The organism is Bifidobacterium sp. UTCIF-1, from assembly GCF_006408915.1.
Lineage (GTDB): Bacteria > Actinomycetota > Actinomycetes > Actinomycetales > Bifidobacteriaceae > Bifidobacterium > Bifidobacterium reuteri.
This window is the reverse complement of the sequence record NZ_JFAG01000009.1, coordinates 92,068-107,222: the sequence shown is the minus strand read 5'-3', so window position 1 is coordinate 107,222 and position 15,155 is coordinate 92,068. Positions and strand designations below refer to the sequence as shown.

At 62.3% G+C, this 15,155-nt stretch carries 17 protein-coding genes; 14 read left to right on the top strand and 3 right to left on the bottom strand.

Features of this window, described 5'->3' with window-relative positions:
• Positions 1–129 precede the first annotated feature (129 nt).
• The 5 genes from BW09_RS05425 to BW09_RS10905 all read left to right on the top strand — a co-directional run bounded on the left by BW09_RS05425 (position 130) and on the right by BW09_RS10905 (position 3,156).
• Entirely contained in the window at positions 130–363 is a 234-nt protein-coding gene (locus BW09_RS05425) for a hypothetical protein (RefSeq protein WP_140463601.1), read from the top strand.
• A 131-nt stretch (positions 364–494) separates the two neighbouring features.
• Complete coding sequence (locus tag BW09_RS05420) at positions 495–1,022, top strand: hypothetical protein (RefSeq protein WP_240542051.1); 528 nt, start codon at positions 495–497, stop codon at positions 1,020–1,022.
• Positions 1,019–1,960: an ABC transporter ATP-binding protein gene (locus tag BW09_RS05415; protein ID WP_140463603.1), complete on the top strand. Its 942-nt coding sequence runs from the start codon at positions 1,019–1,021 to the stop codon at positions 1,958–1,960. The genes BW09_RS05420 and BW09_RS05415 overlap by 4 nt, the downstream gene beginning before the upstream one ends.
• Entirely contained in the window at positions 1,957–2,742 is a 786-nt protein-coding gene (locus tag BW09_RS05410) for a hypothetical protein (RefSeq protein WP_140463605.1), read from the top strand. The genes BW09_RS05415 and BW09_RS05410 overlap by 4 nt, the downstream gene beginning before the upstream one ends.
• 138 nt (positions 2,743–2,880) lie before the next feature.
• Positions 2,881–3,156: a hypothetical protein gene (locus BW09_RS10905; RefSeq protein WP_181161756.1), complete on the top strand. Its 276-nt coding sequence runs from the start codon at positions 2,881–2,883 to the stop codon at positions 3,154–3,156.
• Between the two features lie 28 nt (positions 3,157–3,184).
• Here BW09_RS10905 and BW09_RS05405 read toward each other — a convergent pair whose 3' ends face one another.
• Positions 3,185–4,381, bottom strand: a complete 1,197-nt coding sequence (locus tag BW09_RS05405) for a histidine kinase (protein WP_258184997.1) — start codon at positions 4,379–4,381, stop codon at positions 3,185–3,187.
• Positions 4,357–5,055, bottom strand: coding sequence for a response regulator transcription factor (locus BW09_RS05400; protein WP_140463607.1), 699 nt, complete (start codon positions 5,053–5,055; stop codon positions 4,357–4,359). The genes BW09_RS05405 and BW09_RS05400 overlap by 25 nt, the downstream gene beginning before the upstream one ends.
• 187 nt (positions 5,056–5,242) lie before the next feature.
• On the opposite strand from BW09_RS05400, the gene BW09_RS05395 reads away from it, so the two are divergent.
• The 6 genes from BW09_RS05395 (at position 5,243) to BW09_RS05370 (ending at position 11,565) form a co-directional block, all read left to right on the top strand.
• Positions 5,243–6,262 carry a hypothetical protein gene (locus BW09_RS05395; RefSeq protein ID WP_140464790.1) on the top strand — a complete coding sequence of 340 codons (1,020 nt, stop codon included), beginning with the start codon at positions 5,243–5,245 and terminating at the stop codon, positions 6,260–6,262.
• Positions 6,259–7,329, top strand: coding sequence for a hypothetical protein (locus BW09_RS05390; RefSeq protein WP_140463611.1), 1,071 nt, complete (start codon positions 6,259–6,261; stop codon positions 7,327–7,329). The genes BW09_RS05395 and BW09_RS05390 overlap by 4 nt, the downstream gene beginning before the upstream one ends.
• On the top strand, positions 7,326–8,018 hold the full coding sequence (locus BW09_RS05385; RefSeq protein WP_219846517.1) for an ABC transporter ATP-binding protein: 693 nt from the start codon (positions 7,326–7,328) through the stop codon (positions 8,016–8,018). Before BW09_RS05390 ends, BW09_RS05385 begins: the two co-directional genes overlap by 4 nt.
• A 67-nt stretch (positions 8,019–8,085) precedes the next feature.
• Entirely contained in the window at positions 8,086–8,658 is a 573-nt protein-coding gene (locus tag BW09_RS11105) for a hypothetical protein (protein ID WP_240542055.1), read from the top strand.
• Positions 8,659–8,737: 79 nt separating this feature from the next.
• Positions 8,738–9,862: a glycosyltransferase family 2 protein gene (locus tag BW09_RS05375; protein WP_140463613.1), complete on the top strand. Its 1,125-nt coding sequence runs from the start codon at positions 8,738–8,740 to the stop codon at positions 9,860–9,862.
• Positions 9,859–11,565, top strand: a complete 1,707-nt coding sequence (locus BW09_RS05370) for a glycosyltransferase family 39 protein (protein WP_140463615.1) — start codon at positions 9,859–9,861, stop codon at positions 11,563–11,565. The genes BW09_RS05375 and BW09_RS05370 overlap by 4 nt, the downstream gene beginning before the upstream one ends.
• A 131-nt stretch (positions 11,566–11,696) precedes the next feature.
• On the opposite strand, the gene BW09_RS05365 is transcribed toward BW09_RS05370, so the two are convergent.
• The gene (locus BW09_RS05365; RefSeq protein WP_140463616.1) at positions 11,697–12,128 is read right to left on the bottom strand and encodes a hypothetical protein; all 432 of its coding nucleotides are present in this window, start codon (positions 12,126–12,128) and stop codon (positions 11,697–11,699) included.
• A gap of 249 nt (positions 12,129–12,377) precedes the next feature.
• Here BW09_RS05365 and BW09_RS05360 point away from each other — a divergent pair, with 249 nt between their 5' ends.
• Genes BW09_RS05360 through BW09_RS05350 form a run of 3 tightly spaced genes read left to right on the top strand, consistent with a single transcriptional unit; the run spans position 12,378 to position 15,151 of the window.
• The gene (locus BW09_RS05360) at positions 12,378–12,779 is read left to right on the top strand and encodes a MobC family plasmid mobilization relaxosome protein (protein WP_081892082.1); all 402 of its coding nucleotides are present in this window, start codon (positions 12,378–12,380) and stop codon (positions 12,777–12,779) included.
• Positions 12,761–14,203: a relaxase/mobilization nuclease domain-containing protein gene (locus BW09_RS05355; RefSeq protein WP_140463618.1), complete on the top strand. Its 1,443-nt coding sequence runs from the start codon at positions 12,761–12,763 to the stop codon at positions 14,201–14,203. Before BW09_RS05360 ends, BW09_RS05355 begins: the two co-directional genes overlap by 19 nt.
• Before the next feature lie 30 nt (positions 14,204–14,233).
• On the top strand, positions 14,234–15,151 hold the full coding sequence (locus BW09_RS05350; protein ID WP_140463620.1) for a DUF3801 domain-containing protein: 918 nt from the start codon (positions 14,234–14,236) through the stop codon (positions 15,149–15,151).
• Positions 15,152–15,155 lie beyond the last annotated feature (4 nt).

The window sequence follows — 15,155 nt, the reverse complement described above, 5'->3', positions numbered from 1 at the left end:
AGGATACAGCACTTCCGCAGATCAACATCATGTCATGCGATTGCTTGACGGGATGTTGCCCCGTCGATTGTCCTCGGATTGAATGGATATAGCGACGAAACCGAGTCCCGAGGAAGGGAAGTGATCGCAATGGAAAAATCCACTGGCGAAACACCGGTGCAAGAACGTGAAAGAAAAGTATCGTATCGTTTGCCCGTAAAATGGTGGGAGTTTTTGGCGTACGTGTTGATCCTTGCAATGGCATTGGTTTTCAACGCGATGCAATTCCCTAAATGGGTGGTCGTCCCACTCGTTCTAGCAATCCTATCAGTCCGGGCCACCCGAATACTTCTCGCAAAAAGAAAGAAGGATCGGGCAGATTAAGCCTATGAGCAAGGACATCACATGATGAGACCATAACGGCTGTCATGCGATCGCTTGACAGCATGTTGTCCCGTCCTGCATGACGCCGCTATAGCTTGATGTGTCACAGTGATTGTCGAGGGGGATTCGTCATGGATGGTCGCACGATATCGGTCAGGCTTTCGGTCTGGTTCGAGGGCGTCAAGTGGCGTATCGCCGGTGGTCGGCGGGCGACGTTGCACTGGTGGTATCTGGTGTTGGCCGGCGTGCTGATCGCATGGTTGGGTGTCGCGGAGGTCGTGGCGTTGCCAGCGTATGGCGGGTATGCGCGGGAGGTGTTCTCGAACCTGTTGGCCGGGGTGCCGTCCGCGCCACCAGCCGCCGTGCAGGTGACGGTGTTCCAGTGGTCGTGTTCGGCGGCTTGGCTGGTGTCGGCGTATCGGCAGTGGGCTCGCCGCCAGTTCGCGTGGATGATCGTGACGATGGTGTGCAGTCTGCTGTATGTGCCGTTCGTGGTCTATCTGGTGCATGAGGTGATGGACCAGCGTAAGGGAGTCGTCCGTTTGGAGGAGAAACCGGCGGAACCGGATGATATCGTTGCCGACGATGGGACGGCCGACGACGAGACGGATGCGCAAGCCCCGGAACCGCCGGTTCGTCACGGCGAGGTTTTGTCATGAACACTGTGGTCGAGGCCCGTGGCTTGATCAAGCGGTATGCGTCCGGTCCGACGGTTGGCCCGATCGATTTCGAGGCCCGGCCGGGTCAGGTGCTGGCGGTGGCCGGGTCGAATGGTGCGGGCAAGTCCACCACGCTGCGCATGGTGCTCGGCCTGTCCGCTCCCAGTCAGGGGCGGGCGTTGGTCATGGGATGCCCGTACCGGCGGTTGGAACAGCCGGGATTGCATGTGGGCGTGTTCCTGGGTGGGCGTCTGGGCGACGAGTCGATGACGGGCGGCGAGTATCTGACGTTCATGGCCGGCATGATGGGATTGCCCGACGTGCGCCGTCGTGTGCGTCACGTGCTGCGCGATTGCGGGTTGGACCGTTGGCCGAAGGCCCGGATCAAGGGGTATTCCACAGGCATGCGCCAACGGCTGGGCGTGGCCGGGGCGATGCTTGCCGACGCGCCGATCATCGTATTGGACGAGCCGTTCAACGGGCTGGACATCGCCGGCAGGCTGTGGCTGCACGGTTTGCTGCAACAGTGGGCCGCCGCCGGCAAGACCGTTATTCTGGCCGCCCACGAGATCGACGAACTGCAACGCATAGCCACCCATGTGCTGATCATCATGCACGGCAGGCAAATGGCCTGCGGTTCGCTCGAACAGGTCGCCGCTGCCGGTGGAGGCGAGTCGGGAACCGTGTTCCGGTTCGCTCCCGACGCGAACGAAACCGGGAAAGCTCTGGCGTTGGACGATCTGACCGCGATGGGAGCCGACATTCGTTCCTTGGAGGACGGCCAATACCTGGCCCGACGGACGGACGCGGCCGACGTGTTCGCCGTCGCGGCCAGACGCGATGTTCCACTGGTCCGGCTCGACCACGTCGAGCCGACGCTGCGCGAGGTGATGACCGGCATGATTCGCCGATCCTCGGGAAAGGAAGGCACGTCATGAACGGGTGCAACCAATGTTTGCGACGCATGATGCTGCTCATGCGTTACGTGGTATGCCGCCCGGCGCCGCTCATGGCATGGGCCGGACTACCGGTGGCGTTCGCCGCGTTCGCCGCACTGACCAGCGCCTCCGTCAGACTCATGCTCTCCTCCGGTTCCACACTCGATGGTCTCGCCACGCTCACGGGATTGGGGCCAAGCATCGCCGGGGCGGTCATGCCCATGAGCGAACCCGTGGCGATCATCGCTGCGCTGCTGTCCGTCCGCGTCCTGACCAACACGGCCACGGCCATGCCGTTGTTCCTGATCGAACCGAAACGAACACGACTGTTCCTGACCCTGTGCGCCGACATCGTCGCTGTCGGTCTCATCACGGTCGCAGTCGGAGGGCTCGCCGCGACCGGCGCCTCCCGTCTCATCCTCGGCTCGGTCGTACCGGCGCGAGTATGGCCCGCGCCGCTGTCCGTATCGTTGTTCCTCTGCTTTCCCGTGGCTCTGATACTTACAGGGCGCATGCTTGTCGCCGCCTCACTGTGTGTGGCCTTCAACTCGGTCGGCAAGGGCGCGGTCGTCTACATCGCCTTGTATTATCTGCTGCCCATCGTCGTAGCGAATCTGCCGAACCCGCGGACGTTGCACGAGTGGCTACCTTCCATCGCCGGCACCGCCATACTGGAACAGTCTCCCAACATGAATCCGACGTTGAGCGGGCTGGTCGCACTGGCATACGTCATCATCGCGGTCACCGCCGCATGCGTGGCCCAGACGCAAAGGGACGTCTAAAACCATGCAGAAGAACTTGCTTATGGCTGCGAAGACTCCTGTCATGCGATTGCTTGACATGATGTTGCACCGTCGACCGTTCTCGGATTGAATAGATATAGCGATGAACCCGAGTCCCGAGGAAGGGAAGTGATCGCAATGGAAAAGTCCACTCATAACATGTCGGTGCAAAACGGCGGCGTCAGACGGCTGGTCATGATCCTGGTGTGCGTATCCGTAGCATTGCAGGCTCTCGCGTTCGCGATCCCCGGAGACGTCCTGAGTTTGTTTTGTCGAGCCGCTGGAGTGTTGCTGCTGATCGCGGCCCTGCTTGCGGCTTTGAAAGGCGACGTGAAATCAAACTCCTTCCTTGCTGTAGGGATTGGCGTAGCGGCGGGTTTGGCCGCCATCGCTCTGGTGATTGCGCTCCTGTAACCCGAGCTGCAGAATCTGACGATGTTTTTCATGGCTTGCTCGGGATGCAGACGTCCAGTTGCCAGTGTCGCTGTTCCGTGCGGATGGCGAAGCTGCCGTTGGCGGTTTCGATGATGGTGCGGTAGCGGTCGAGACCGCTACCCAATCCAAGTTTCCCGTCATGTTCGGCGCTAGTGTCGCTGACGGAGATGCGGATGTCGTTTGCGTCGAAGCTGGTGGAGACGGCGTACCATTCGGTCGGGTCGGCGTGTTTGGCGATGTTCGCGTACAGTTCGGTCAACAGGCCCGTGAGCAGTCGCATCATGTCGGGCGGGAGCGGATGGCGGAGTTTGCCGAGCAGATTGTCGCCGGTGAAACCGAGCGATTCGAGTCTCGTCTCCTCGTCGTCGATCAAGGATTGCAGTTCTCCCTGTTGCGCGGATACGAGATCGCCGGCTGGAATCGGCGCCGGTGTTCCGTCTTGTGCTTCCGACGGTTCCGGCTGCGGCTGCCGCGATGGCTGTGTTTCCAGTGAGTCGATGACCGCGTGCGTGTGGGTCATGGCGCGATCGGCTGCGTCGCGTAGTTCCCGGAGCTGTTGCCGGTATTCGGGTTCGCTGTTGGGCATACCGTTGGTTTCGGCGTGGTCGATGCGCAGGATGAGGTAGGCGAGGTCGTTGCTGATGGTGTCGTGCAGGCTGCAGGCTGTATCCTCGCGTTCCTGCTGGCGGCGCAGCAGATACGAGTCATGGTCACGTTGGCGCATCATGTGCAGCAGCAGGCCGGTCAATAGCGGGAAGCAGTAGAACGCGAGGTTCTGCAATGTGGCCACCAGCAGGCGGCCTCTGCTGGGTTCGACGCCGAACGTGGTGGAGATGAGCAGCATGCCGGTGGCGATCGCACCCGACCAAGTGTCCAGGTAGGCGAGGAACCCCGTGCAGGTGATGATGACGGCAAGCGGCGTGATCATCGGCATCGCCAGCATGAGCATCTCCCCGGCCACAAGCGCCGCCCACAGGAACCATCGCGGGCGGAACATGCCGCCGATCAGACCGACGAGTATCACCAGTACCAAGGCAAGATGCTGTACGCTCACCATTGAGGAGACATACGCCGTGGCCCGGGCCATGTATTCCGCAATGAGGGCCACAGCCAGCAGCACGCAAGTTACGGCGATGACCGGATGGTCGTTGCCCGGGCCGACTCGTTCGATAAGCCGGTTTACAGCAGATCGTATCTGGCGCATGCCTCCAGCACCTCCCTGCGACTGGTCACACCGAGCTTGTCGGCCGCCCGGTGCACGTACGTGAACACGCTGCCCTTGGCGATGCCCAACCGGACCGCGATCTCGTCGGTGGTCAAGCGTTGCGCGTACAGGCGTAGGATGTCCTTCTCACGTGTTGACAACGAGTCCTTCATGTCTTCGGATATCTTTGCCGGCACCGTATCGGACAACAGTTCATGCGCCGATGCCGCATCACGGAAGCCCAAGGCGGCCTGCGCGGCGGTTGGCTTCCCGACGGCCGTCCGCCGCACCGCGTCGGCGATGTCGGTTTTGAGCTGTTCCTTGGCGAGCAGTCCCTGCGCGCCAGCCTTGATCGCCTCCGTCCGATAGACGTCCGTCGAATACGAAGTGACGCAGATGACGCCCACCTCGCTCGTCCTGCGCCGGATGCGCCGGCACACGTCCGCGCCGGTGATGCCGCCCAACGCCATGTCCAGCACGAGCACGTCCGGCCGCGTATGCGCGTTGTGGCAGTGCTCGATCGCCACCGCCGGCGACCCCGTGCTCCACACGACGCGGAAATCCCGGGACATGGCCGCGATCATCGCACACATCGCATCCAACGCGAACGGATCATTATCCAACACGCCGATACGGATCACGCCCGCCGTCTCCGGCTCGCTTCTAAGTCCCATAAAGCCCACTGTACCGCCGGTGACCATTGGTTTCCCGGCATGAAACGGCATCGCTGTCATGCGATTGCTTGACATGACATTGCGGATGTGATGCGCGAGGGTATGTAATGCATTCAGCTGGACGGATCGGTCGCTTTGATATCGATCGGTAGAACGGCTGTCATGTTGCAAGGTTGGAGGGCGTCGCATGGATAGGTCATCTCCGAATGGGTTCCGCGTCTCCATTGCCGTGGTGTCGTTGCTGTTGGGTGTGTTGTCGTCGTTTTTTGCCTGGGCTGCGTACTGGAGCGTTCTTGATTGGCGTGGCTCGCAGTGGGGCATGTCCGATGCGCGGGCGCAGCTGGTGCTGACCGCCTCGGCGGATGCCGGGCACGGTGACGGGAAGAATCTTGAGGCGACGCGTGATCTGGCCAGGTATCTTTCCGATCACGGTATTTCCCTGTTGGAGGGTTCCGTGGGGGACGGTTGGCCGGCGATCGTATTCCAGTCGTCGGGCTCCTCCGTCGGATGGGCCGATGCGCTTCCGCGCGGATGCCGGGACATGGACAGTCGCATAGCCTGTGTGATCGAGTCGTCGTTCTCGGCCGGCCAATGGCGCGAGCAAGGGGATGCCCCACTGCTGCCCCAGGGGTTTTCCGTCGGCGGTGTCGTCAGGGTTCCGGGGGCGAACGTGGGCGGCAATCTGCAGTATGTGCTCCCGTTGGGGGCGGTTCCCTTGTTTCCCGGCAGCGTGTACGTGAACACGAGCGACCCGCAGCGGCTTCGGGAGATCTCGGATCTGTTTGCGCGCTGCGGCATGGACGTGACCCGGCCGCAGGCGCAGTCGTTGTGGTCGTCCCTTGCCGGGGATTCCTTCGTGGGCATCACCTTGTTGTTCCTCGTACTGGCGTTGGTCTGCGCCTGCGTGTGCGTGACGACGATGGAGACGGCGAGGAAGGCCGACCTGCATGTCAGACGATTGTTCGGCGCCACCAGGAGACAGGTGTGGACGGGCCGGGTGCGCGGGGCCGTTGTCCCGATCGTGACGGGCGTGCTGGCGGGAACCATGTTGAGCGCCGTGCTCATCACCGTGGTGTCGGGCAGGACCGGCCTCGGCCCGGCCGTCGCGTTCGCCGCGGCCTTCACCGTTGGCACGATTCTGACGGTGCTGGTGACGGGCCTGGCCGAATGGTTCGGCATACGATCGAATGACGAGGTGGAACGATGATCCATGAACTGATGACCGGCGTCCGCATGGGATTGAGACGATGGGGATCGATCCTCGGCATCACGCTGCTCGTCGTCTTCGCGGGCAGCGTGTTCACGATGACGCTCAGCGACGTGCTGACCGAGTCCAGCGTGATCAGCGGCGAGGCCCGCTTGCGGGCCGCCGACGCGGTCACGTTCTCCCCGCAATACCTCCTGCAGTCCCCGAGCAAAACGGACCCCAAGGTCGCGGACGACCTGCAGGACATGCTGGAACAGGGCAGGGCGTACACCGCGATCATCAACAACATCGAGATCGACGATCCCGGGTTCGCCAACGGCATACCGACCATCATCCTGATGGGCAACGTCGACGACGTGTTCCCCCGATTGGGCCTGTGCTCCCACGCGCCCTGCGCGTCCACCGGCTACCGGGTGGACCGATCGCAGGCGCCCGACAGCGTACATATCGCCGGCACCGACGTCAAGGTGTCCGGCACGCTGCCGGCCTCGGCGGCCATATTCGACCCGAACACCGCCGGCATCAACCTGGACCGGTATCTCGTCATCCGACTCGACCCGAGTTCGTTGAACCGACTCAACGACATCGAACTCGAAGAGGCGGTGACCAAAACGGTCATGTTCAACCCATCCCGAACCCAGCTCGACGAATTCATCACGGGAAGCCGCGACGCCGGCCTGATACTCGTGCCACACCGATTGAACACGGAACAACCCCAACGGGACAAGGACCTCATCGTACGCGCACTGATGTACCTGCTCGGACTGTCCGCCTTCCTCACGCTCACCGTCATCGTGATCATCCAAACACTGTCCGTGACCCTCGCACGGGAACGGCCGTCGATGCTCGTCTGCCGGCTCTACGGCGCCACCGCCGCAGACGAGGCGATCCGCGTCGCCGGACTCATCCTCATCATGCTGCTGCCCGCCACCGTGGTACTGGCATGCTTCCAGCTGATAGGCGAACCGGTGGCCACCGCATCCCGGACGATGATCGCCGTCATCCTCGTCATGGCGATCCCGATCTGGACGACCGCCGCACGACGCGCAACCACACACATCCAATGAAAGAAGCAACGACCATGCCACAGACGACCATAGACGCCCGACACCTGACCAAACGATACACGGACGGACAGGCGCAGCTCCTCGCCGTGCACGACATATCCCTGCACGCCTCGGTCGGGGACTCGATAGCCATCATGGGACCATCCGGATGCGGCAAATCCACCCTGCTGCGCATGATCGGACTGTCCATGAAACCCACCTCCGGCTCCCTGCTCCTGCAAGGACGCCCGGCACCGGAAAACGACACGGACCGTTCCGCATGGCGCAACCGCATGTTCGGCTTCATCCCGCAGGACTACGCGATCCTCGAAGACGAACCGGCATGGGCCAACGTCGCCATCCCCATGGAATACGCAAACCCACGGATCGGACGCGCCGAACGCAGGCAACGCGCCACGACCGCACTGGAACAAGTCGGACTCGCCAGCAAGGCACGACGCATGCCCAGACAACTGTCCGGCGGCGAAAGACAACGCATCGCCATCGCCCGGGCGACCGTGATGCACCCGGCCATCATCATCGCCGACGAACCCACGGCCGCACTCGACACGCACACCGCCGACACCATCATGACCATGCTCCTCGCGCAATGCAAACAAGGCACCACACTCATCCTCGCCACACACGACCCACGCGTCGCAGCCCAATGCGACACCACCCTCACCATGCGAGACGGCGCGTTCCTCTGAAAAACGGCAACGTCATGTCATGCGATCGCTTGACATGACGTTGCCTGTACCGTTGCCAACGGATTAAATGAGCCAATACCGAAAAGAAAGGAAGCCGACAACGGACACGCTGCTCATCATCGACATGCTGCCCGCGTACGGGTTGCTGTGCTGCTTACTGGTCAGCATTTGCGTCACGCTGGCGTTTCACTGGCTTGCACGTGCGTGCGAAGACCGGCGGCAACTGCGTTTCGCCGTCATCACACTGCTGATCGGCTCGCTATCCGTCGCTCTGCTCGCCGGCTGCGTGTACACCATCGCGATGCCATACGCACAACCGGACATGGTTGATTTCTACCGCACATATCGTCCCGCCGCGTTCGTGTTCCTCACTGGACTGTTCTGCGTACAGTCCGTGTTCGGCGCCGCGACCGTGCAGGCATCCCGTAATCGGCATAATACCGGCAATGGATCCGATCATGCTCACCAATGTGAACTGTCTTACCGGCATGACGATGCGCATCACTCCGGTCGAACCACGGCAGCTCACGGAAAAGGCGCGAAAGCCAGCGTCGGAGTATCCCTGTATCGTCCCCCATACCCTGAACGACGATTAAGGGCTGAATCAGGGGCGATACAGGCATGTTCCGCGATTCGGTGAACGCACACTGGAATCGTATCGGACACGGGCCGCATGGTAGGCGCAAGGCGGCGCCAGCCGCGGGGAAGAAGGCAGTATCATGGGCAATCAGCAGCATCCGCAGCGGTGTCGTACCGCACATGCTTCTGCGGAACGCGAATCCCGCAATATAGTGGATTCCGCGGGCGGCGCGCGTCCTGACAGGCAAGTCACGTTGTCCATCGTCGTGCCCTGCCATAACGAGGAGGCATGTCTGCCGTTGTTTCTGTCGGCCGCAGCACAGGCCGTTCGCGAGATCATCGCAGCATATCCCGGCACGACGGCCGAACTGGTGCAGGTCGACGACGGTTCCACGGACAGCACCGTGGCGCTGCTGCGGCAAGCGGCGGACGGGCACGCCGCCCTCCCATTCGCGATCCGCTGGCTGTCGTTGTCGCGCAATTTTGGCAAGGAAGGCGCGCTGCTCGCCGGGTTGGAGGCCGCGCGAGGCGACGTCGTGGCGGTGATGGACGCCGATTTGCAGGACCCGCCGTCGCTGCTGCCGCGCATGTTCTCGATGCTTGCCGACGACCTGACACTGGATTGCGTAGCGACGCGGCGCACCACGCGCGCGGGCGAGCCGCCGATTCGTTCCATGTGCGCACACATGTTCTACCGGCTGATGAACGCCATGTCGCCGGTCGCCGTACCCGATGGGGCGCGTGATTTCCGTATGATGCGGCGTCGGGTCGTCGATGCGTTGACGTCGCTGACCGAACGCAATCGGTTCTCCAAGGGACTGTACGCGTGGGTGGGGTTCCGTACGGCGTGGATCGACTATCCGAACACGCGCCGCGCCGCGGGCAGGTCCAGCTGGAATTTCTTCGCGTTGGTTCGTTACGCGATCGAGGGGCTGATCTCATGCTCCACGGTGCCGTTGGCCGTCGCCTCGTATATCGGGTTGTTGCTGTGCGCGGTCGCGTTCGGCGCGACCTGTTTCATCGCGGTGCGCGCGGCCATGTTCGGCGACCCGGTGGCTGGTTGGCCGTCGCTCGCGTGCATCATCACGTTCATCGGCGGACTGCAGCTGATGTGCCTGGGCATCATCGGCCGGTATCTGGCGAACACGTATCTGGAGTCCAAGCGTCGGCCGAACTACATCGTGCGTGACGGCAACATCAGCGTTCGTGATGCCGGCAATATCCGTTTCGACCATCCGGCACATGACGGGGAGATGCTGTCATGATCACGCCGAACCGCAAGACCGCCGGTCCATACGTCGAGCACGCCGGCGGACGCGCTGACGACAGCAGTGCCGGTTCCGCCGTTGCCATCCACCACTTGGTTCCCGTTCCCGTGTTGGCCGTCTGCTGTGCTTTGGCGACGACCGTGTTGAGCTGGCTGATGGGCTGCGGCCAGTCGTTGTGGTTCGACGAACAGTATTCGTTGATCCTGACGAGCCGACCCGTACGGGAGCTGATCGCGCTCACTGCCGTCGACGCGCATCCGCCGCTGTACTATCTGCTGCTCAAGGCATGGATGCCTGTAGCCGGCGACGACGTCGCACTCATGCGGATGCCGAACTGCGCATGTCTCGGCCTTGCCGTGTTCGTGCTGGTCATGCTGATGCGCGATTTGTTCGGCGACCGCGTCGCAGCGGCGTGCATGCCGATGCTCATGTGCGGCGGTTTCATGCTGCGCTACGGCTACGAGCTGCGCATGTACTCGCCGGCGATGCTATTGGCCGTGGGCGGTACGGCGATGCTGCTGCGCGCGGTCGGCGTGATTGCATCGCGCGACCGTCAACACTGCGTTGTAGATGCGGCCGAGGTCGATCGGCATGATCGACGATGTGACCGTTGCCGGTCGCACGATCGGCAACGTCGCATCGTATGGTGGGCCGCGTACGCCGTGGCTGTCACGCTCGGCATGTTGACGTTGTATCTGACCGCGTTCGTATGGTTGACGCATGCGATCTGGCTCGCCGCCCGATCGTGGCGTATGCGGAGCCCGTCCACGTGGCGATGGTTATTCGCCTATATCGCGTCGGTCACTCTGTTCTTGCCGTGGATGCCGGTGTTGCTGGGCCAGCTCGGCGGGAGCTCCGTTTTGCCTCCGGTTCGTCGGCGCTCGAACATGTCCGGCGTGGCGAACGCATTCGACATTATGCTGCTCGGTATGACGGAAAAGGAACTGCCGTCGATCGTCTCGCTGCTGGTCGCGGCCACGATGACGCTGATCGTCGGTATATTCGTCGCAGTATGGCTGTCTGCATGGCAACAGTCAGTCGGAACACTGACTTCGCGACAATCCGCCGAAGCTGCATGGCTGATCGTCATGCTGTTCGCCGTGCCGACGATGCTTCTGATGGTCTGGTCCGCTGTCAAGGAGCTGTCCAGCGGCGGCTACGGGATGTTCTCCGTACGCTATCTGAGCGTGGTCGCGCCGTTTTTCTACGTCACGCTCGTGCTGGCGTGCGTCATCGCGTATCGATTGCGCGGCCGTCGCGCGGCGATCGTCTACGTTGTGGTTCTTGCGATGCTGGTTGCGGGGACGATCGTGTACGGCGTGCGCGGCAACCATAGTTTCGACCGCAACGATACGCCCGGATCGGCCCAGCTCAGCCAACATGTCGTCTGCTCGGCCGAGCGGCCGGTCGTCGCGCAGGACGAATACACGTACATCGACGCATACTGGTACTACCGCGACTGCCCGTACTACTACTTCCTCGACGCCGATGACGTTCCCACGCGCGGCGGATACGTGCCGCTGCACGATTCGACGGCACAGTTGAGGACCATCACCGACCTTGATGCACAACAGTTCACCCTGCTGTCATGGTCCACGACGCGTCACTACGGCAGGCTCCTCGGCGACGCAGCGGGACAATGGACGCAAACCGGCATCATCACACGAGATGCCAACGCGTCCATCGCCTACCGTCGATGACATCAATGGCATATCAACGATTTGCAGCGTCCGTTGTTTTGATTGACATCATGGACAGCGATTGCGGAGCGGTGTGACATTGATGCACGCAACACTAGTGGTCGATATCTCCACTCCCATTGTCATCGACGTTAGCAATGCAATGCGTAGACCTGCTGCGGCTGATCCGACAAATAGTCTGTTTGCATAGACGCTGGTTCAACGGAGGCGGTGGACATGGAATTCAGTTGCGATGCCGAACCAATCGAGGTCGCATCTGCTATGGGCGCCTGTGGTTCCGTGTCTTCTGCCGTCGCACCGGCATCGGTCGACGGTTCAAACAATGCGCTGAGCTGCCGTTGCGTGAGCCCGAACTGTTCGCCGATTTCGCGGCGTGACATCCCGTAGTCGCGGGTGTAGTCCTGGACTAACGGTCGCGCGGTGTCCAATGTCCTGGTGAAATCGGTGAGCGCGTCGTACAGCGCCGCGGTGCGATTCTCCCGTTCCTTGAGCTGCGCCTTGTACGCTCCAAGTGATTTGCGTACCCAGTCGGCGCGTTCCTTGCGACGGTTTCCGACGGCCATTCTCGCCTCCTTTGGCTGTGTGCTCGATGCCGCGCGTGATTATCCTTGCGTGACCATCAGCGCTGTGATGGTGCGGTTCAATCGCCGGTATCGGCGTTAGGAATCGAGGCTAGTCATGGCATGTTCAGGTGGTGGTCCCAGACTAATTTTTGAGTCAGGTCAGGGAATAGCAAGCATTGCAACCGTACGTACGGTTGCGCGGATTCCCTGCCGGTCATCCGCTGCGGGACACCCGCGACCCGATAGGCGATGGCCATGAGCTGGCAAGACTCGCACCCCAATCGCTGCCGTCGCAAGACGGTCACGTTCACTCCCGACGAGTGGGCCGAGGCGAACCGTTTCTACCAGCGGGTGAAACGATCACGCGGCGGAGTCCTGTCGTTCTCGGCCCATGCTCGCGCACTGCTGATCGACGCGCATACGGTCGTGGTCACGGTCGCGCTGGACCCCGGCATGGTTCGCGCGGACATGGCGCGTATAGGCAACAACATCAACCAGATCGCCCATGTGGCGAACGCGACAGGGCTGATCACGAGCGGCGATATGACGCGCGTGCTGGACAGCCAGCGCGAACTGACGGCGTTGCTGCTGCGCATGTGCCGGGAGCGTGACGAAGCGGTGGAGGCGGCGCGATGGCGGTCGTCAACATGAGTCAGATCACCGTCACTCTGCACAAGGCGATCGCCTATATCGCCAATCCCGATAAGACCGAGCATGGCGCTTTGGTCTCGGCGAACTTCAGCGACGATGCAACGAACCCTGCGGAATTGGCGCGGCGCATGATGGACACGGTCGAACAGTCGGTCGGCGGGAATCGAGCCAACGGCGTGATTGCGCATCATGTGATCCAATCGTTCAGTCCAGAGGACAGTCGACGCATGACCGCGCGGGAACTGCACGAATTGGGTGTGCGGTTCGCCGATGCGTTCACCGGCGGCGAATACCGGTACGTGATCGCCACGCACGTCGATCGCGGACACACGCATAACCACATCATCATCTGTGCAACCAGTGACGTGACATTCCATAAGATGCGCACCAAACCGGGAGCGACGATACGCAGACTGCGCGAGATCAGCGACCGGCTGTGCCGGGAAACCGGACTGAACGTGCTGCCCGAACTGAAACCGGCGCGAGAGCGACGCCGTCATGGCGTGAGCTTCGCGGAACTGTATGCGTCGGCGAAAGGCGACGCGATCAAGGATCGTATTCGCGCCGCGATCGACACGGCCGCAGGCGCCTCCACCGATTTCGATTCGTTCGCACGCGAGTTGAACAGCGCCGGCGTGACGGTCGTCGTGCGCGGCCGGCACTTGACGTTCACGGACATGGCGAGCGGGCTGCGTGTACGCGACGTGAAACTGGGACGCGCCTACGACGAGCCGAACGTTATGGCCCGCATCGGCCGGCATACGGTCATGCCGATCAGCTTCAACCGTCGGATGATCGCCGAACAAACCGACAACGCGGTACGCGTATGGCTGCCCGGCACGAGACGACGACTGCTGATTACGATTCCGTTGACGCGGATCGTGCGCGACGGGGACACGTATCGCGCGTACCTGCCGGCGGCATCGCAGCAGGTCGTCACGGGCCGGCGAGGCCGTTACGCCAAGCAGGTGCGTGCGGAAGACCTGTACGGGTACTTCTCCCGTCCGCCCACACAGCTGGAGCCAGTCGTACGCGAGCGGATGCCGGTCACGGTCGGCAAATCGGATGCGCAGCGCCGCTGGTACGCGATGCAGGCACGTCGACTCGATGAACTGCACCAGCTGGCAAATGAGCTGAATACGGCCAGTCGTCTCGTCGACGACGGCACCACAGTGGACGATGCGATCGCCGGAACGATGCGTCGCATCGAGGCCGAGCGGGAAGCGTTTCAGGCGGCGTTGGTCTCGGTCTGCGACACGGCCGAAACGGACGGCGACGAACCGCCGTCGGACAAGGCGGTTGTTGAACTGCGGGAGCGTGAACGCAGACTCGACGAGTTGGCTCGCGAACTGGACACGTTGCGTCGCGTGCGTGCTCAGGCTCGGCATGTCAAGCAGCGGCGGCATATCCGCCAACCCGAATAGACGACGGTTCATACACGGAAAGGATCAACGATGATCGAGGAACGATTGGAAGACACCGGCAGACAGATCGCTATGGGAGTCGGTCGTGCCGGTGGAGGTCTCGCGCTGCGGGTCGGCGAGAAGACCGCCGGCTGGTTTCTGCGATTGGGCGGGCGTGGCTTGTCGGCGATGCGCGGCGTGATACGACGGGGCCGTGATACCGGGAGGATGAGCGAGAAACGATTGCAGCGCCTGGCCGGCGGCGATATTCATGCGATCGAGTTGGAGCGGCATCAGGTGCGTGCGGTGGTACGCAGTCTGCGTCGAGCGGGCGTGCGGTATTCGGTGGAGCGTGATAGTCAGTCAACGTGGATTCATTTCGAGGGGCGTGATCTCGATCATGTGACGCACGCGGTACGACGTGCACTGCAGGATGTCGGCTATGAGCTGCGGATCGACGGCCGGAGGCCGGTCGAACAACTCGGGAGCAAGGATACGCAGGTGCAGCCGGCAGCGGACCCAGGCCGGGATGAACCGCGGGAGCCTGCACCGGTGAACCCCGAACAATCGTCACCAACGCTTTCCGATGCCGCTCAGTCAGGATCGCGTGTCCCGACCGCGACGGCCGAGCGGTGTGACGAGGCATCCCCGGCAGTCGTGGCGGAACAATCCGCACGGCCGATATCGGACGATGAGCAGCCGCCGCAATCCCCGGTCGTATCGTCACCGGCTGCACGTGGCGAGACTGCGACCACCGCCGATGAGGCCAATCGCCAGACCGTGCCAGAACCTGCTCCATCGGGGCCGCGTGCGCCGGTTTCGCCGAAACCTGCTGTGCGATGTGGGGAACGGAAAGTCAGCCGGCGTGACACGCTCGCGGAACTTCGTGCACGGATCGAACGCAAGCTCACCGGCAAGCCGGTGCGACCGGTCGCGACGCGGAAACCTAACCGTTCTCAGAGCAGATAGGAGT

Excerpts from the sequence above, each read along its gene's own strand:
- BW09_RS05425 (WP_140463601.1), top strand. The coding sequence starts at position 130 with ATGGAAAAATCCACTGGCGAAACACCGGTGCAAGAACGTGAAAGAAAA.
- BW09_RS05420 (WP_240542051.1), top strand. The coding sequence starts at position 495 with ATGGATGGTCGCACGATATCGGTCAGGCTTTCGGTCTGGTTCGAGGGC.
- BW09_RS05415 (WP_140463603.1), top strand. The coding sequence starts at position 1,019 with ATGAACACTGTGGTCGAGGCCCGTGGCTTGATCAAGCGGTATGCGTCC.
- BW09_RS05410 (WP_140463605.1), top strand. The coding sequence starts at position 1,957 with ATGAACGGGTGCAACCAATGTTTGCGACGCATGATGCTGCTCATGCGT.
- BW09_RS10905 (WP_181161756.1), top strand. The coding sequence starts at position 2,881 with ATGGAAAAGTCCACTCATAACATGTCGGTGCAAAACGGCGGCGTCAGA.
- BW09_RS05405 (WP_258184997.1), bottom strand. The coding sequence starts at position 4,381 with ATGCGCCAGATACGATCTGCTGTAAACCGGCTTATCGAACGAGTCGGC.
- BW09_RS05400 (WP_140463607.1), bottom strand. The coding sequence starts at position 5,055 with ATGGGACTTAGAAGCGAGCCGGAGACGGCGGGCGTGATCCGTATCGGC.
- BW09_RS05395 (WP_140464790.1), top strand. The coding sequence starts at position 5,243 with ATGGATAGGTCATCTCCGAATGGGTTCCGCGTCTCCATTGCCGTGGTG.
- BW09_RS05390 (WP_140463611.1), top strand. The coding sequence starts at position 6,259 with ATGATCCATGAACTGATGACCGGCGTCCGCATGGGATTGAGACGATGG.
- BW09_RS05385 (WP_219846517.1), top strand. The coding sequence starts at position 7,326 with ATGAAAGAAGCAACGACCATGCCACAGACGACCATAGACGCCCGACAC.
- BW09_RS11105 (WP_240542055.1), top strand. The coding sequence starts at position 8,086 with ATGAGCCAATACCGAAAAGAAAGGAAGCCGACAACGGACACGCTGCTC.
- BW09_RS05375 (WP_140463613.1), top strand. The coding sequence starts at position 8,738 with ATGGGCAATCAGCAGCATCCGCAGCGGTGTCGTACCGCACATGCTTCT.
- BW09_RS05370 (WP_140463615.1), top strand. The coding sequence starts at position 9,859 with ATGATCACGCCGAACCGCAAGACCGCCGGTCCATACGTCGAGCACGCC.
- BW09_RS05365 (WP_140463616.1), bottom strand. The coding sequence starts at position 12,128 with ATGGCCGTCGGAAACCGTCGCAAGGAACGCGCCGACTGGGTACGCAAA.
- BW09_RS05360 (WP_081892082.1), top strand. The coding sequence starts at position 12,378 with ATGGCCATGAGCTGGCAAGACTCGCACCCCAATCGCTGCCGTCGCAAG.
- BW09_RS05355 (WP_140463618.1), top strand. The coding sequence starts at position 12,761 with ATGGCGGTCGTCAACATGAGTCAGATCACCGTCACTCTGCACAAGGCG.
- BW09_RS05350 (WP_140463620.1), top strand. The coding sequence starts at position 14,234 with ATGATCGAGGAACGATTGGAAGACACCGGCAGACAGATCGCTATGGGA.